This window comes from Curtobacterium sp. NPDC089185, assembly GCF_040685235.1.
Taxonomy (GTDB): domain Bacteria; phylum Actinomycetota; class Actinomycetes; order Actinomycetales; family Microbacteriaceae; genus Curtobacterium; species Curtobacterium citri.
In genome coordinates this window covers 14,264-30,819 of the sequence record NZ_JBFBHK010000024.1, presented here as the reverse complement: position 1 = coordinate 30,819, position 16,556 = coordinate 14,264, and the positions used below count along the sequence as shown (strand labels likewise).

Genomic DNA, 16,556 nt, shown 5'->3' with positions numbered 1-16,556 from the left:
CCAGCCGATGCCGTCGACGATCAGTCCGCCGACGACCGGCCCGAGGATGGACGCCGCACTCGACCAGGCCGTCCACGACCCGATCGCCTTCGGCCAGCTGGCACCGCGCCTCCCGTCCGTCTCGCGGTCCGGTCCGGCGACCGCACCTGCCGACGCACCCGGACCGGGGGCACCGCCGCGACACCGCGACGCGCTACGGTTCGGCCATGACCGCGACACCGGCGGCGGCAGTGCCGCAGCGCACCGACCGACGGGCTCTCGTGTCCTGGGCGCTCTGGGACTGGGGGTCCGCGGCCTTCAACGCCGTCGTCACGACCTTCGTCTTCAGCACGTACCTCGCCAGTCGTGCGTTCGTCGACCCGGGGCTCGTCGCCGCCGAGGGGTCCTCGTCGGACGCCGCGCGCGCCGTCGAGCGCGAACTCGCGCACAACGCGGCGACCGTCTCGACCGCGCTCACCGTCGCCGGGATCGTGGTGGCGCTCGTCGCCCCCGCGGTGGGGCGGCTCGCCGACTCGTCCGGGCACCGGCGCCGGTCGGTGCTCATCGGCACGGTCGGCGTCGCGCTGTCCATCGGGGCCATGGTGTTCGTCGCCCCGCAGCAGCCGTACCTGGTGCTCGGCGCGGCCCTGCTCGGCATCGGGACGGTCGCCTACGAGATCGCGACGGTCGGGTACAACGCGATGCTCGGCCAGGTGGCGCCGGGCCCGCAGACCGGCCGGGTGTCGGCGATCGGGTGGGCGGCCGGGTACTTCGGCGGCATCGTGCTGCTCGTCGTCCTGCTCGTGCTCTGCATCCAGGACTTCGGCGACGAGGGGGTCGCCGGACTCCTGCACCTGCCGTCGACGGTGGCGTCCGGGTCGTGGGACGTGCGCGTCGCCATCGGCATCGCCGCGGTGTGGCTCGCCGTGAGCTCGGTCCCGCTCTTCCTCACGGTGCCCGAGGCGGCACCGGACCGGACGCGCGCGGGCGGCCTGCTCGGCGCCTACCGCGACCTCGGGCGGCACGTCGCGCGGCTGTGGCGGGAGCGCCGGAACGTCCTGGCGTTCCTCGTCGCGAGCGCCGTGTTCCGCGACGGGGTCGGCGCGGTGTTCACCTTCGGCGGGATCGTGGCCGCGCAGGTGTTCGGCTTCACGCCGTCGCAGGTGATCCTCTTCGCGATCGCCGCCAACGTCGTCGCGGGGATCGCGACGTTCGCGTCCGGTCGGCTCGACGACCGCTTCGGGTCGCGCGCGGTCATCACGGTCTCGCTCGCCGGACTTGCGCTGACCGGGGTCGGCGTGTTCCTCGTGGGCGACGCGACCGCCGGGTTCTGGGTGCTCGGGCTGACCCTCGCGCTGTTCGTCGGCCCGGTGCAGTCGTCGTCGCGGGCGTACCTGTCGCGGCTCGCGACGCCCGGTCGCGAGGGCGAGCTCTTCGGCCTCTACGCCACGACCGGGCGGGCGGCGTCGTTCCTCGCGCCGGCGCTGTTCGGGATCGCGGTCACCGTCGGCGGATCGACACGTTTCGGGATCATCGGCGTCGTGGTGGTGCTCGTCGCGGGGCTCGTGCTCATGGCGTTCGTCCGGCGGGAGCCGGCGGCCGCCTAGCGGGTTCGGGAGCCCGGCACCGCCGAGTGGGTGCGTCGCGTCCGTGCAGGCCGTGCAGGCCGTGCACGCCGTGCACGTCGTGCTCGCCGTGCACCCGTCGGCAGTGCTTGCGCCAGGATGGGAGCATGACCGACCAGCGCATCGCCGTCGTCGTCCTCGCCGCCGGGCAGGGCACGCGCATGAAGTCGTCCACCCCGAAGGTGCTGCACCGGCTCGCCGGCCTGCCCCTCGTCGCACACGTGCTGCGGACGGCCGCCTCGCTCGAGCCCGAGCACCTCGCCGTCGTCGTCCGGCACGAGCGGGAGCGCGTCGCGGCCGAGGTCGCCGAGCGCGCGCCCGACGCGATCGTCGTCGACCAGGACGAGGTCCCCGGCACCGGACGAGCGGTCCAGGTCGCGGTCCAGGCGCTGCCCGACGACTTCGACGGCACCGTCGTGGTGCTCTCCGGCGACGTCCCGCTGCTCGACGCGGTGTCGCTCCGCGCGCTCCTGAACGCCCACGCCGGCAACGCCGTCACGCTCGTGAGCGCGATCGCCGACGACGCCACCGGTCTCGGCCGCATCGTCCGCGACGCCGCCGGCACCTTCGTCGGCATCGTCGAGCACAAGGACGCGACGGACGCCCAGCGCACCATCACCGAGTACAACGCCGGCATCTACGCCTTCGACGTGACGCACCTGCGCGCCGTGCTGCCGTCGCTCACCACCGCGAACGCCCAGGGCGAGCAGTACGTCACCGACGTGCCCGCCCTCGTCATCGAGCGCGGCGGTGCCGTCGACGTCGTCACCCTGACCGACCCGTGGCTCGTGGCCGGCATCAACGACCGCGCGCAGCTGTCCGACGCCGCCCGCGAGCTCAACGCCCGCATCGTCCGCCGGCACCAGGTCGCCGGGGTCACCGTGCAGGACCCAGCCACGACCTGGATCGACCTCGACGTCACGATCGAGGCCGACGCCGAGATCCTGCCCGGGACGCAGCTCGTGGGCGCGACGGCGATCGCCGCCGGCGCGGTGGTCGGGCCGGACACCACGCTCCGCGACACCGAGGTCGGCGCCGGCGCGGTGGTGAACCGGGTCGACGCCACCCTCGCGGTCATCGGCGACGGCGCCTCCGTCGGGCCCTTCGCCTACCTGCGTCCGGGCACGGTCCTGGGCGAGCGGGGCAAGATCGGCACCTTCGTCGAGACGAAGAACGCGGTCATCGGACGCGGCAGCAAGGTCCCGCACCTGTCGTACATCGGCGACGCCGAGGTCGGCGAGGAGTCCAACATCGGCGCGAACACGATCACCGCGAACTACGACGGCGTGCACAAGCACCGGACCGAGGTCGGGTCGCACGTCCGCACCGGCTCGCACAACGTGTTCGTCGCCCCGGTTAGGATTGGGGACGGGGCGTACACCGGCGCGGGTACGACCGTCCGCAAGGACGTACCGGCCGGGTCGCTGGCGATCAGCTACGCCCCGCAGCGCAACACCGACGGATGGGTCGAGGAACACCGACCCGGTTCGCCGGCGGCCGAGGCGGCTCGGCACGCGCACGGCGAACAGATCTGACGGCGGTCGGGTCGATCGAGACGACCCCGAGCGGGTCAGGGAGTGAGCACCGCACTTGTCCGGAATCAAGACCACGGGCCAGAAACGACTCGTCCTCGTGTCGGGTCGGGCCCACCCGGAACTCTCGAAGCAGATCGCCGAGGAGCTCGGTGTCGACCTGGTGCCGACCGATGCACGGACCTTCGCGAACGGCGAGCTCTACGCGCGCTTCGACGAGTCGGTCCGCGGTTGCGACGCGTTCGTCATCCAGTCGCACACCGCGCCGATCAACGAGTGGCTCATGGAGCAGCTCATCATGGTCGACGCCCTGAAGCGTGCCTCGGCCAAGCGGATCACCGTCGTCGCGCCGTTCTACCCCTACGCGCGCCAGGACAAGAAGGGCCGCGGGCGTGAGCCGATCTCGGCCCGGCTCGTCGCGGACCTGTTCAAGGCCGCGGGCGCGCACCGCATCATGAGCGTCGACCTGCACGCGGCGCAGATCCAGGGCTTCTTCGACGGCCCCGTCGACCACCTCTTCGCGATGCCCGTGCTCCTCGAGCGCTTCCAGCAGATCCTCGACCCGAAGACGCTGACCGTCGTCTCGCCGGACATGGGGCGAGTCCGCGTCGCTGACATCTGGTCCGAGAAGCTCGGTGCCCCGCTCGCGATCATCCACAAGCGCCGCGACCCGCTCGTGCCGAACCAGGTCTCGGTGCACGAGATCGTCGGTGACGTCTCCGGACGGGTCTGCCTGCTCGTCGACGACCTCATCGACACCGGCCGGACCATCGCGAAGGCGGCCGAGGCGCTCAAGAACGCGGGCGCGACCGGCGTGGTCGTCGCCGCCACCCACGCGGTGTTCTCCGACCCGGCCACCGAGCTCCTGCAGAGCGAGTTCATCGACCGCGTGGTCGTGACCGACACGCTGCCGCTGCCGGAGGACAAGCGCTGGGATCGCCTCGAGGTCCTGCCGATCGCCCCGCTGATCGCCCGCGCGATCCACGAGGTGTTCGACGACGGCTCCGTGACCTCGATGTTCGACGGTGCTGCCTGACCGAGCCGGCCACGCGCCGTCCGTGAGCCGGCCGGCGGGCTGAGTCGTGCCTGGCGTCCATCCCGCCCGTGCCGCGCTCGCGGCGCGACTCCGTGCCGCCGGCAGCGTCTTCGCCGAGGACGAGGCCGACCTGCTCCTCGACGCCGGTGACGGCGACCCCGTGCGGCTGCGCGGACTGGTCCAGCGGCGGCTCGCGGGTGAGCCGCTCGAGGTCGTGCTCGGGTGGGCGGCGTTCGACGGGCACCGTGTCCGCGTCGTGCCCGGGGTGTTCGTGCCCCGGACCCGCACGACGGTCGTCGTCGAGCACGCTGCGCGGCGGCTGCAGCGCTACGACCGGGTGGTCGACCTGTGCTGCGGCGTCGGTGCGGTCTCGGTGGCGCTGCTCGGACGCGTCGGAGCGCTCGACCTGGTCGCCGCGGACATCGACCCGGACGCGGTCGACGTCGCGGCCGAGAACATCGGCGACCGCGGGATCGTCGTGCTCGGCGACCTCTTCGACCCCCTGCCGGAGCGCTTCCGCGGCGCCGTCGACGTCCTCGCCGTGAACGCGCCCTACGTGCCGACGGGTGCGGTGGCGACGATGCCGACCGAGGCACGCGACCACGAACGGCGGGTCGCGCTCGACGGCGGTGCGGACGGCCTCGATGTGCACCGGCGCATCGCCGTCGGAGCGGGGGAGTGGCTGCGTCCCGGTGGTGCGGTCGTCATCGAGGTGTCCGCGGAGCAGGCCGCCGTGTCCGCCGCGGCCTTCACAGCCGCGGGCTTCGCGGTGTCGGTCGAGACCGACGACGAGGTCGACGGCACGTGCGTCGTGGCGGTCCGTCCGTCCTGACGCGCGGTGCCGCGGTCGCCAGGTCCGGCGGCGCTGACCGTGGTCGTCGGGCTGGCGCCGACCGTGGTCGTCGGGTCAGCCGGCGCTGACCTGCACGGTGTGCCAGCCGGTCGCGCCGTTCGGTGCGGGCGGGCGCTGGACGCTCGTCTGCACCTGGCCGTCCGCGCTCGTCGCCCGGACCTCGATGCGGTGCGATCCCGCCGACGGGGTCCAGCGGTGCACCCACTGCCGCCAGGTGTCCGCCGACACGGAGTCCGCGAGCTCGGCGTCCTGCCACGCCCCGTCGTCGATGCGGACCTGCACGCTCTTCACCCCGGTGTGCGGGTGCCAGGCCACGCCGGCGATCGCGACCGGCTCGCCTGCGGGCAGCGAGGCACCGCCGCGGGGCGTGTCGATCCGGGACTCGAGCTTGACGGGGCCGCGCTCCGACCAGCCGCGGGGCGTCCAGTAGCCCTGGGCGTCCGCGAAGCGGGTGACCTCGAGCTCCGTGACCCACTTCGTCGCGGAGACGTAGCCGAAGAGCCCGGGCACGACCATCCGCACCGGGAAGCCGTGCTCGGGCGGCAGGGGGTCGCCGTTCATGCCCACCGCCAGCAGCGCTGCGGTGTCCTCGTCCTGCAGTACGTCGAGCGGGGTGCCGGCGGAGAACCCGTCGATGCTCCGTGAGAGCACCATGTCGGCGTCGTCGTGCACCCCCGCACGTGCCAGGAGCGACCGGATCGGGTAGCCGAGCCAGAGCGCGTTGCCGATGAGGTCCCCGCCGACCTCGTTCGACACGCAGCTGAGCGTGGCCATGTGCTCCTCGAGCGGCAGGGCGAGCAACTCGTCCCACGTGACCTCGACCTCCCGGTCCACGGCGCCGTGGATGCGGAGCCGCCAGTCGGCCGGGTCGATCGACGGCACCCGGAGCGCGGTGTCGATGCGGTAGAAGTCGGCGTTCGGCGTGACGTACGGGGTGACGCCGTCGACGTCGAGGGACGCGCCTGCGGGGACCGCGGTCTCGCGTGACGCCGCGGCCGGCAGACGGATGGCTCGGCGCGCGGCCGCCGCCGCCTGCAGCGAGGCGGTGCCGATGCGGGAGGCTCCGCCCACCACGACAGCGGCGGCGGCGGTCGCGACGCCCCACACGAGGAAGACCCGCCGTTCGGTCGCGGCCGGTCGCGGCGACGCGGACGGCACCGCTGCCGCCGCCTCCCACCGTCGGAGCTTCTGCAGCAGGACCCGGAGCACGACCACGGCCGCCGCGACACCGAGCACGGTCGGCGCGCCGTCCCACGTGCCGCTGCCCGACCGGGTCGTCACGGCGAACAGCGCGAGCGCGCCACCGACGGCGAAGACGAGGGCACCGAACGGCGGACGGGCGCGCTCGAGGACCCCCGCTCCCGCGCTCACGGCGACGGTGATGACGGCCATCAGCACGAACAGCGCGACCTTGTCACCGGTCCCGAAGAGTCCGACCATCACGTTCTTGGCGGCCGGGGGAGCGAGGTCGATGACCGCCGAACCGACCGCGACGAGCGGACTGCCGGCGCCGCCGAGCAGCAGGGCGCCGAGCTCGGCCACGGCGAGGAAGGCCACGATCGCGACGACCCCGCACGCGGCGGCGAGCAGGCGCGGCCGACGGAGCGGCGTCGGTGCTGCTGGCGGGGCCGGTGCCGTGCTCGGGGACGCTGTCGTGCTCACCCGTGCAGCGTAGGTCGACCGGGCCGCGGACGGGCTGACAGTCGGCGCGGCGGCCGGGTTCGTCGAGCGTTCACGGCGGCGGGCCAGCGGCACCGGCGACTGCCGTGCGAGGATCGGGAGCGTGTTGGACCGACCAGACCGCCGAGCCCGTCGCGGTCCTCGGCGTCCGTCACGCCCGACGAGTCCGGTCGCGCGGCGCCTCGCGGTGCTGCGCTGGGTCCTGCTCGGGATCTGGACCGCACTCGTCGTCAGCCGCATCGTCGTCGTCGCGTCCGCCCCGCACACCGGACTCACCTTCTTCGGCATCGCCGAGGCCGTCGCCGTGACGGTGGGGGTCGCGGCGGTCGTGGTCGCGGTCGTCCGCGCCCGGTCGGTGCGTCGTCGTCGCGCCGACGAGGCCCTCGCCCTCGCGATCCGGCGGATCGACCCGACCGTCTGGCTCGTCCCGGCCGCCCCCACACCCGAACTCCGTGCCGACGTGCACGACGCCCGTCCCGAGGTGACGCTCGGCGACCGGGTGACGTGGGCGTTCGGCGCGACCGAGGCCAGTCTGTGGGAGCTCGAGGAGCGTCGGGCCACGCGGCTGCTCGTGATCCGGTGGAGCCGGATGGTGCACGTCGGGATCGAGGACGTGACCGGCCAGCGGAACGCGAGCGCCGTCGCGATGCACTACGTGCGGCCGGACGACACCGCCGCGGTGGCGACCTTCTTCGTCCGGGCGGCTCCCGGTTCGCGGCGGCTGCTCGGCCGGGGGCCGCGGCTCACCCGGCTGGTCGCCGACCTGGCCCGGGAGCGCATCGTCGCCTGAGCCGGACGGGCGTCCGAGCCGGGTCGTCGGCACAGCACAGGCCCCCGTCGTACGACGGAGGCCTGCGCCGTGCGTGCAAGGAGACCGGCTCAGTGCGTGGACGGCTCCTGCTCGACCTCGCGGCGGTCGTCGTCCGACCACAGCGTGTGGAACGTGCCGTCCTTGTCGATGCGCTGGTAGGTGTGCGCGCCGAAGAAGTCGCGCAGCCCCTGGATCAGCGACGCGGGGAGCCGGTCGGACGCGAGCGAGTCGAAGTACGCGAGCGCGGACGAGAAGCCCGGTGCGGGGACGCCCGAGGCGGCAGCGATCCCGACGATGCGACGCCAGGCGGCCTCGCCCTCCTTGACCGCGTCGGCGAAGTACGGGTCCACCAGCAGCGACTCGAGCTCGGGGTTCTTGTCGTACGCCTCGACGATGCGGTTGAGGAACTGCGCGCGGATGATGCACCCGCCGCGCCAGATCTTCGCCATGTCACCGAGCGAGATGTCCCAGTCGTACTCCTTCGCCCCCGCGATGATGAGGTCGAAGCCCTGCGCGTACGCGACGACCTTCGACGCGTAGAGCGCCGCGCGGACGTCGTCCTCGAACCCGTCCGGCACGTCGACCACGTCGGGGCGGTCGGGGAACGCCTGCTGCACGGCGGCGCGCTGGCTCGGCTTCGAGGACACCGCGCGGGCGAAGACCGCCTCGCCGATGCCGGACACGGGGACGCCGAGTCCGACGGCGTTCTGCACCGTCCAGACGCCGGTGCCCTTCGAGCCCGCCTCGTCGCGGATGACGTCGACCAGGGCCTTGCCGGACTCGGGGTCCTGCTGCTTGAGGACCTCGCCGGTGATCTCGATGAGGTACGACTCGAGGTCGCCCTCGTTCCACTGCTCGAAGACCTTCACCAGGTCGTCCGTGGAGTGCCGACCGACGCGGCGCAGCAGGTCGTACGACTCGGCGATGAGCTGCATGTCGGCGTACTCGATGCCGTTGTGGACCATCTTCACGAAGTGTCCGGCGCCGTCGGTGCCGACGTGGGTGACGCACGGCTCGCCCTCGGCGACCGCGGCGATCGACTTCAGGATCGGCCCCAGGGTCTCCCAGGCCTCGTCCGAGCCGCCCGGCATGATCGACGGGCCCTTCAGCGCGCCCTCCTCGCCGCCGGAGATACCGGTGCCGACGAAGTTCAGGCCCTTGTCGCGCAGGTCGTGCTCGCGGCGGATGGTGTCGTGGAAGTTGGCGTTGCCGCCGTCGACGATGATGTCGCCCTCCTCGAACCGCTCGGCGAGCTGCCCGATGACGGCGTCGGTGCCCTTGCCGGCCTGCACCATGATGATCGCGGTGCGCGGCTTCGCCAGCGAGGCCACGAAGCCGTCGATGTCCTCGGACGCGATGAAGCCCATGTCCCCGTGCTCGTCGACGAGCTCCTGGGTGCGGGCGTAGGTGCGGTTGTAGACCGCGACCGTGTTGCCCTCGCGTGACGCGAGGTTGCGGGCCAGGTTCGACCCCATGACGGCCAGGCCGACCACGCCGATGTTCGCCTTGCCGCCGTCTCCGGGCTGTTCGTTCTCTGCCACGTCGTCTCCTTCGTCCTGGGTCTCGAGGGCCTGCGGTCCTCCCGCCACCGTACGACCGCAGCCCTGGGACGGCACGGGTGTCGCAGCAACTGTGGACGGGAACCGGACGGCCCGTACTGTGGAGGGATGACCGACCGCGACGTCCTCCCGCCCGTGCTCGTGATGGGGGTCTCCGGCTCCGGCAAGTCGACGATCGGGCAGGCACTGGCCGACGCCCTCGCCGAGCAGGGCCAGCCGAGCACCTTCGTCGACGCCGACGACCTGCACCCCGCGGCCAACAAGGAGAAGATGCGGCAGGGCACGCCCCTCACCGACGAGGACCGGTGGCCGTGGCTGGACGCGTGCGCCGCGCGCATCGCCGAGCTCCAGGCCTCCGGGCACCGGTGCGTGATGGCGAACTCCGCGCTCCGCCGTGTCTACCGCGACCGGCTGCGGGCGGCCGCGCCGGACCTGGTGATCGCGTTCCTCGACGGCTCGCACGAGCTGATCGCCGACCGGCAGGCCCACCGCCACCACGAGTACATGCCGTCCTCGTTGCTCGACTCGCAGTTCGCGACGCTCGAGCGGCCGGAGCCCGACGAGGCCGCCGTCGCGGTGTCGATCGAGGGGTCGGTCGACGACACCGTGGCGACGATCACGTCGGCGCTGTCGGTCACCTCCGGCTGAGCGTCAGCTCCCGCCGGACGTCACTTCCGGCCGAGCTCCGACAGCCGCGAGCGGTACTCCTCCGCGTCGATGTCGCCGCGAGCGAAGCGGTCGGCGAGCACCGCGCGGGCGTCGGAACGGGCGTGCCAGCTGCCGCGGCGCAGGACGCCGAACACGACGACCGCTGCCAGGAACGCGAGCAGGAAGAACAGCGGGAAGACGGGGAAGGGGAACCCGCCGCCGTGCCCGTAGGGGCCGACGGCGGCGATGGTCGAGAGTGCGGTGTGCATGGTGGCCTCCGGTCGTGGTGCGTCACCGGGATCGGTGACGGTGTCAGCCTGGCGGCCGGGAGGCCCGTCCCGCGTCCGCCGTCGAGGCCCACTTCCCGCTCCTCCCGCGGTCGTACGGAGGCCTCCCCACCGCCGCCGCGTACTCCCCGGGGAGTAGTCCACAGCTCCTGCCCTCGTCCGACGGCACCGCAGCGGGACGACCCTAGGCTCGGGGCATGCGATCCGAACCGGCCGACCCCCTCGCGGTCTCCGACGACCGTGCGCGCGGCGTCCGTCGGTTCGCACGGGTCGGACGGGTGCTGCCGGTCGCCGTCGTGCAGGTCGGCGGCACGCTCCTCGCCGCCCGGTTCCCGGCGGGTGCGCCCGCGGGTGCCGGGGGCGGACCGCCCTGGATGCCGCACGGGCTCGGCGCGGCGGTGTCCGATGCGGCACAGCCCGGTCCGGTCGCGATCGCGCTGCTCGTCGCCGGGGTCGTCGTCCTGCCGTGGCGGTGGCGGTGGCCCAGCGCGGTGCTGCTCGTCACCCTGGTCACCACCGTCGGCTACGCCGTGCTCGTCAGCCCGCGCGGCCCCTTCGTCGCGGCCCTGACGATGGCGGCGGCCAACGCCTGGCTCCGGGGACGCCGGAAGACGGTCGTCGTCGTCATGGCGATCGCTGCCGCGGTGCTCCCGACCGCCGACGACGTGCTGGGACGGGGGTCCGGCCGCGGACTCGACAGCGTCTTCCTCGCGGTCGCCTGGGTGGCGGTGACGCTGTCCGTCTCCGAGCTCGTCCGGGTCCGACTCGACCGAGCCGCCGAGCGTCGTCGGCGCCGAGCCGCGGCGGAGCAGGGACGAGCACGGGACGAGCGGGTGCGGATCGCCCGCGAGCTCCACGACTCGGTCGCCCACAGCATGTCCCTCATCAACCTGCAGGCGGGCGTGGCGCTCCACCTCGGTGCCGACCTGCCCGACCGCACCCGGCAGTCGCTCGCCGACATCCGGGACACCAGCCGCGACGCCCTGGTGGAGCTCCGCACGATCCTCGGCGTCCTGCGCTCGGTGGACGGCCAGGGCGATCCGGGCACCGCGTCGGCGTCGGCGTCGGCGGGTGCCGAGCCCGAGCGGAACCCCGTGCCGGGTCTCGACCGCCTGCCCGACCTCGTCGAACGGGCACGAGCGGCCGGGGTCGACCTCCGCGCCGAGGTGGACGGCGACCCCGCGGCGCTGGACCGCACCACCGACCGCACGGCCTTCCGCATCGTCCAGGAATCGGTGACCAACGTCATGAAGCACGCGCACGACCACCACGCCGTCATCGCGGTCCGGATCGGCCCGGAGGTCGTCGAACTCGTCGTCGAGGACACCGCCGCACCCGACCGCGCCACCGGCGCACCGTCCGTCGCCCCGTTGCTCGGCCCGTCCGGCAACGGGATCATCGGCATGCGCGAGCGTGCGAACGCCGTCGGGGGCACCCTCGCCGCGGGACCGACGGCGTCCGGCTGGCGGATCGCGGCACGGTTGCCCGTCGCCGTCGCCCCGGGCACCCCGGCCACGACCGATGCGGCGGCCCGACGGTGAGCCCGACGACGAGCTCGGTGGACAACCCGATCCGGGTCGTGCTGGTCGACGACCAGGTGCTCGTCCGGGCGGGGCTCCGGGCGCTCGTCGAGGCCGAGCCGGGCATGACGGTCGTCGGTGAGGCGGGCGACGGGGACGCCGCCGTCGAGGCCGTCCGACGGGAACGTCCCGACGTCGTCCTCATGGACATCCGGATGCCGGGCACCGACGGGCTCGCCGCGACGCAGCGGATCTCCGCGGACCCCGACCTCGACGCCGTGCACGTCGTGATCCTCACCACGTTCGAGGAGGACTCCTACGTCTTCGAGGCGATCCGCGGCGGCGCAGCGGGGTTCCTCGTGAAGGACACCGAGCCGGCCGAGCTGCTCCGGGCCGTCCGCACCGTGCACGCGGGGGAGTCGCTGCTCTCACCCGGCGCCACCCGTTCCCTCGTCGCCGCGTACGCCACCCACGCGAAGCCGTCCTCGTTGGCGCCGGCGCTCGACGCCCTCACCGAACGGGAGCGCCAGGTCATGCAGCTCGTCGCGCTGGGGCTGACGAACACAGAGATCGCCGAGCGCCTGTTCGTCAGCCCGATGACCACGAAGACCCACGTCTCGCGCGCGATGATCAAGCTCGGGGCGCGCGACCGTTCGCAGCTCGTGGTCTTCGCCTACGAGACCGGACTCGTCACGCCCGGATGGCAGCCCTGATCACCGGCTGACGGCGGACACGGCCGCGTGCGGACGCATGCCAGGGTCGGTCCGCTGCTGCACGTCGACGACCATGAACCCGGCGCGCTCGAGGACGTCGGCCATCTGCGCCACCGGCCAGCGGTGGGCGGTCGTCACGGCGTGGTCGAACGGCTCGAGCGCCTCGCCCGCGAAGAAGCCGACGAGCAAGCCGCCTCCGGGCACGAGGACCCGGCGGAACTCGGCCAGCGCTCCCGGGACACGGTCGGGGGCGTGGTGCACGAGCGAGTACCAGGACAGCACCCCGCCGATCGAGTCGCCCGGCAGCCCGGTGGTCTCGAAGGAGCCCACCCGGAAGTCGACGTCCGGTGCCGCCGCGCGGGCGAGCTCGACGAAGCGCGGCACGCTGTCGAGACCGACGACCGGGTGCCTCCGTCCGGCGAGGTGCGCCGTCCAGTGCCCCGGGCCGCACCCGGCGTCCAGGACGGTGCCGGTGACCCCGTCCGCCCACGACTCGACGAGTGACCGGTCCGCCGGGTGCACGGCGTGCATCGAGCCGAGCACCTGCGCGTACTCGTCGGCTCGGTCGCTGTAGGCCTCGACGACCAGGCGTCCGGCGCGGCGATCGCGGTCCCCACGGTCGACGGGGAGCGGGTCCGCGCGGTCCTCGTGCACGACCACGACGCTACCGCGCCGCGTCGCGGCGGGCAGGAGACGCAGACGTCGACGGGACCGGCCGCTCGACGGCGGACCGGCCCCGTCCGGCGATCACGTCCGGGCGGTCGGCAGCGATCCCTCGTCGTCCGTACCCGGAGCGTCGCTGCCCGGCGCGTCCGTCGCGAGCCGCCGCCGTCGCCGGGTGGCGAGCGCGGTGCAGCCGGTCGCGAGCAGCGCCAGCGCCAGGGCGCTCGCCGCGGTGATGCTGGTCCCGGTCCACGCCAGGCGCCCGGCGCTCGCGGCCGGGCCGCGCGACCCGTGACCCACCGGACGCCCTCCGTCGCCGTGACCGCTGCTCCCGCCGCCCGGTCCGGACCCGGACCCGGACCCGTTGCCGACCCCGTCCCCGTTGCCGTCACCCGGACCGGGCCCGGGGTCCGTCGCCGTGTCGTCCTCGACGAGACCCGCGTCGACGGTCTCGTCACGCGTCACACCCTCGAGGGCGCCGTCCGCGCCCGAGCGGCGGTCCAGCGTGACGACCGGTGTCGTCCCGTCCTGGTCGGCGTCGGAGTCGACCGCCGGGTCGTCGCCGACGTGCCTCGCGGTGAAGTGCGCTCCCTCCGGGGCGGTGAAGCGGACGCGGTACTGCCCGGGGCGCAACCCGTCGAAGCCGTAGTCGCCGTCGGCGTCCGTCGTGACGGAGCGCTCGACCGTCGCACCGCGGTCGTCGGTCCCGGTCAGCGTGACGGGGACACTGCCGGCGCCCGGCTCGTCGTCGTCCTGCAGGCCGTCGTCGTTCCGGTCGTCCCAGACGCGGTCGCCGATCGCACCCGCGACGACGCGGACGGTCGACGGGTTCGACTGCACCGGCAGCGCCAGGTCCGACGTCCGGAGCCCGAACCGGTTGACGTAGGTGTCACCGTCGCGCGCGCCGGTCGTCGCGAGCTCGACGCGGTGTGACACGGTCGCACCGCTCGCCAGCGAGGCCGCACGCTCGATGCGGACCGCCGTGACCGCCGCGAGGGACTCCGGACAGCCCGCCGAACCCAGGTCCGACCCGGTGCACCAGCGGGTGCTCCCGCCGGGCTGGTTGCTCGCGTCGGCGCCGTCGAGCGACACGGTGGACGGCGCCGCGTCGGTGTAGCGCACGGTCTCGTCGCCCTCCGGGTCCGTCGAGACCGGGGTCGCCAGCCCGACACTGCCGTGGAACGACGACCCGCGACGGTCGTCACGGTGCGGCAGCACGTCGATCAGGTCGAGACCGCTGATCGTCGTGTCGTCGGTGTCGGTGGCGCGGAGGTCCCACTCGAGGTGGTCCCCGGCCACGACCACCGGTGTCGGCGTGGTCTTCTCCACCCCGACCCCGCCGGTCGTCACGACCTGCAGCCCGCGCTGGGCGGTGCGCCAGCGTTCGTCGGACCGGTCGGTGGGCGCCGCCACGGTGGCGGTGTTCGTGATCGACCCGGCCGGCGCCGACCCGTCGACCTCGGCCGTGTACGTGATCGGGGTGATCCGCGAGTTCGGGTGGACGTCGTGCAGCGTCCAGGTCAGCCGCTGCTGCCGCTGCCCGTCGGCGGACCCCACCGTGTCGACCACGGGCTCCTCGGACGCGCTGCCGTCGACGTACGAGGTGTGCGGCGGGAGGACGTCGCGGACGGTGACGTCGGTCGGCTCCCCGTCGGCGAACCCGTTCGTCAGGGTCGGTCGGAGTGCGAAGTCGACGGTGTTGCCCGGGACGACCGCGTCCGTCCGGTCCGGGGTGTCGTCGGCGTCGTGCCCGGGGTCGACGACGACCTTGCCGACGCGCGCCAGGTCCTCGGTGAGCACGACGCTGTCGGCCAGCCCGCCGGCACCGAGCACGGGATCCTGCTGGTCGTGCACCCACCCGGGACGCTGGTCGCCGAAGTGGGCGTGCCCGAAGTCGTACGCACGGGTGCCGTCGGCGGCGCGACGGGTCGTGACGGTCGAGTACAGCCCGCCGCTGCCGCCACCGCGCAGGTCACCGGTCACCCGGACGGCGCCGACCGCGGCGATCCCGCCGGGGACGTCGTCCGGGTCGTCGTACCAGGGGCCGTCCGCGTCGTCACACGTCTGCACCTGGCCCTGCGCCGGGGACGCCATGTCGAAGGCGGCGTACTGCACCCGGGCGTGGTCGAACCCGGTGGTCCACGCGGGAGCGCGCTTCCCGACGGCCGTGAGGCGCTGGGTGCGGCGGTCGAACGTGTCGCAGAGTGCGGCGTCCCGGTACGCCGCGAGTCCGGTGTTCGTCATCGCGACGTCGCTCCGGAGCAGGGTGCCGCCGGTCGCCCACGGATCGCCCTCCCTCGCGGAGCCCGCGGTGGTCGTGGTGCCGTCGTCCCCGAGCCGCCAGAGTCGCTTGCCAGCGGTTCCCGGACCGAGTTCGACCAGGTTCCGCGACGCGTGGTTGTCCGCGGTCGGCTCCGTGCCGCCGCCGAAGTTCGGCGCCCCGCCGACCGAGGTCGTCTGCAGCGCCGTGTAGGTGTTCACGGACTCGACCGAGGTCGTCACCGTCGGGGTGGGCATCCAGAGGCTGATCCAGCCGCTGACGACGTAGGGCTCCACGCCGCCGCTGATCGGCCCGCCGGTGACGCTCCGGGTGGGGATCCGCGACGGGTCGGTGACGGCACCGGTGATCGTGACGCCGACGTCTGCACCCGGGCCGGACTGCGTGCAGGTGATCGTGCCCGAGTCGACGACCGCGCGGTCCCCGCCGCCGCGACCACCCGGCAGACCGCCGAACTGCACACCGTCCTCGCCGTTCCGACCGCACGCGGGGCGACCGCCGTTCCACAGCACCGCGCCGGACGGGCGGTCGCCGAGCAGGCGGGACACGTCGTCGGTGAAGGTCATGTCGCCGGTGCTCCGCTCGAAGCCGAGCACGCCCTGCCCGGGGACGGGCGACTGCCAGTCCACGGTCATCGGGTAGACGAGCTGGATGCCGGGGGTGCCGTCCGGCCCCGGGGCGTCGGTCGTCAGGACGGAGCCGACCACCTGCTTGCTGAGGTCGTACCGTGGAGCAGCGGACACCGTCGTGGTCGCCGAGGTGACGGGTGCGGTCGTGTCGGCGTCGTCCGCCGTGGCGGTGCCGGTCACGGCGATGCGGTCGCCGTTCCGCAGGTCGCCGGAGACGTGGAGCACGACGGGGACGGCCACGGCGTGCCCACCGGCGACGTCGCCGAGGACGCAGGTGAGTCGTCGGCCCGTGACCGCCGAACCGGGACCGCGGCAGGGCAGCGGGACCCCGTCCCAGCTGGTGCCCTCGGGGGCGTCCAGCACGAAGCGTTCGTCGTGGGCGGTGCCACCGTCCGCGTTGACGGTCGCCCGGTAGGTGACGGAGTCCTCCGTGCGGACGACGCCGTTCGCGGGACCGGAGTCACGAGCCGGTCCGTCGTCCGGGGTGAACGGGCCACGACCGTCCGCGGCGACGTCGAGGGCGAGTCCGACGGTCGCGGCAGGCGTGGCGCTCGCGGCAGGCGTGGCGGTCGCAGCGGCGGCGGGCGCGACCGGGACGAGCCCGACGGCGAGCGCGACGACCGCTGCCGCGGAGCGGAGGGGGACAGGTTGACGGGGCATGACGCTCCTCGGTCGGGGGTGCAGGGCCGTCCATCTGTAACTCCGAGCGGCTCCCGGTGACCACGATCCCACATATGAAATTT

General features: G+C 73.8%; 13 protein-coding genes. 8 read left to right on the top strand and 5 right to left on the bottom strand.

Going from position 1 to position 16,556, the window contains the following annotated elements:
• Window positions 1-206 precede the first annotated feature (206 nt).
• The 4 genes from AB0N84_RS15475 (at window position 207) to AB0N84_RS15460 (ending at window position 5,004) form a co-directional block, all read left to right on the top strand.
• Window positions 207-1,586: an MFS transporter gene (locus AB0N84_RS15475; RefSeq protein WP_363547941.1), complete on the top strand. Its 1,380-nt coding sequence runs from the start codon at window positions 207-209 to the stop codon at window positions 1,584-1,586.
• Window positions 1,587-1,711: 125 nt separating this feature from the next.
• Window positions 1,712-3,139, top strand: a complete 1,428-nt coding sequence (glmU, locus tag AB0N84_RS15470) for a bifunctional UDP-N-acetylglucosamine diphosphorylase/glucosamine-1-phosphate N-acetyltransferase GlmU (RefSeq protein ID WP_363547938.1) — start codon at window positions 1,712-1,714, stop codon at window positions 3,137-3,139.
• Window positions 3,140-3,194: 55 nt separating this feature from the next.
• Complete coding sequence (locus AB0N84_RS15465; protein ID WP_182045478.1) at window positions 3,195-4,172, top strand: ribose-phosphate diphosphokinase; 978 nt, start codon at window positions 3,195-3,197, stop codon at window positions 4,170-4,172.
• A gap of 46 nt (window positions 4,173-4,218) precedes the next feature.
• Window positions 4,219-5,004 (top strand): putative protein N(5)-glutamine methyltransferase, encoded by a 786-nt coding sequence (locus AB0N84_RS15460; RefSeq protein ID WP_363547935.1) that lies wholly within the window; start codon window positions 4,219-4,221, stop codon window positions 5,002-5,004.
• Between the two features lie 75 nt (window positions 5,005-5,079).
• Here AB0N84_RS15460 and AB0N84_RS15455 read toward each other — a convergent pair whose 3' ends face one another.
• Window positions 5,080-6,687, bottom strand: coding sequence for a molybdopterin-dependent oxidoreductase (locus AB0N84_RS15455; RefSeq protein ID WP_182045476.1), 1,608 nt, complete (start codon window positions 6,685-6,687; stop codon window positions 5,080-5,082).
• A 205-nt stretch (window positions 6,688-6,892) separates the two neighbouring features.
• On the opposite strand from AB0N84_RS15455, the gene AB0N84_RS15450 reads away from it, so the two are divergent.
• Complete coding sequence (locus AB0N84_RS15450) at window positions 6,893-7,495, top strand: hypothetical protein (RefSeq protein WP_182045475.1); 603 nt, start codon at window positions 6,893-6,895, stop codon at window positions 7,493-7,495.
• A gap of 89 nt (window positions 7,496-7,584) precedes the next feature.
• On the opposite strand, the gene gndA is transcribed toward AB0N84_RS15450, so the two are convergent.
• Entirely contained in the window at window positions 7,585-9,057 is a 1,473-nt protein-coding gene (gene gndA, locus AB0N84_RS15445) for an NADP-dependent phosphogluconate dehydrogenase (protein WP_182045474.1), read from the bottom strand.
• 126 nt (window positions 9,058-9,183) lie between these two features.
• On the opposite strand from gndA, the gene AB0N84_RS15440 reads away from it, so the two are divergent.
• Entirely contained in the window at window positions 9,184-9,723 is a 540-nt protein-coding gene (locus AB0N84_RS15440) for a gluconokinase (RefSeq protein ID WP_289457821.1), read from the top strand.
• A 20-nt stretch (window positions 9,724-9,743) separates the two neighbouring features.
• Here AB0N84_RS15440 and AB0N84_RS15435 read toward each other — a convergent pair whose 3' ends face one another.
• On the bottom strand, window positions 9,744-9,992 hold the full coding sequence (locus AB0N84_RS15435) for a hypothetical protein (RefSeq protein WP_182045472.1): 249 nt from the start codon (window positions 9,990-9,992) through the stop codon (window positions 9,744-9,746).
• A gap of 215 nt (window positions 9,993-10,207) precedes the next feature.
• Between AB0N84_RS15435 and AB0N84_RS15430 the strand changes: the two genes are divergently transcribed.
• Entirely contained in the window at window positions 10,208-11,551 is a 1,344-nt protein-coding gene (locus AB0N84_RS15430) for a histidine kinase (RefSeq protein ID WP_182045471.1), read from the top strand.
• Between the two features lie 17 nt (window positions 11,552-11,568).
• Window positions 11,569-12,243: a response regulator transcription factor gene (locus tag AB0N84_RS15425; protein ID WP_182045470.1), complete on the top strand. Its 675-nt coding sequence runs from the start codon at window positions 11,569-11,571 to the stop codon at window positions 12,241-12,243.
• Here AB0N84_RS15425 and AB0N84_RS15420 read toward each other — a convergent pair whose 3' ends face one another.
• Together AB0N84_RS15420 and AB0N84_RS15415 are read right to left on the bottom strand one after the other, a co-directional pair.
• Window positions 12,244-12,897: a class I SAM-dependent methyltransferase gene (locus AB0N84_RS15420; RefSeq protein ID WP_363547928.1), complete on the bottom strand. Its 654-nt coding sequence runs from the start codon at window positions 12,895-12,897 to the stop codon at window positions 12,244-12,246.
• A 93-nt stretch (window positions 12,898-12,990) separates the two neighbouring features.
• On the bottom strand, window positions 12,991-16,473 hold the full coding sequence (locus AB0N84_RS15415) for an SdrD B-like domain-containing protein (protein WP_363547925.1): 3,483 nt from the start codon (window positions 16,471-16,473) through the stop codon (window positions 12,991-12,993).
• Window positions 16,474-16,556: the final 83 nt, after the last annotated feature.

What these genes read in the sequence shown, in the direction of transcription:
- AB0N84_RS15475 (WP_363547941.1), top strand. Translation starts at nt 207, where the DNA reads ATGACCGCGACACCGGCGGCGGCAGTGCCGCAGCGCACCGACCGACGG.
- glmU (WP_363547938.1), top strand. Translation starts at nt 1,712, where the DNA reads ATGACCGACCAGCGCATCGCCGTCGTCGTCCTCGCCGCCGGGCAGGGC.
- AB0N84_RS15440 (WP_289457821.1), top strand. Translation starts at nt 9,184, where the DNA reads ATGACCGACCGCGACGTCCTCCCGCCCGTGCTCGTGATGGGGGTCTCC.
- AB0N84_RS15435 (WP_182045472.1), bottom strand. Translation starts at nt 9,992, where the DNA reads ATGCACACCGCACTCTCGACCATCGCCGCCGTCGGCCCCTACGGGCAC.
- AB0N84_RS15430 (WP_182045471.1), top strand. Translation starts at nt 10,208, where the DNA reads ATGCGATCCGAACCGGCCGACCCCCTCGCGGTCTCCGACGACCGTGCG.
- AB0N84_RS15415 (WP_363547925.1), bottom strand. Translation starts at nt 16,473, where the DNA reads ATGCCCCGTCAACCTGTCCCCCTCCGCTCCGCGGCAGCGGTCGTCGCG.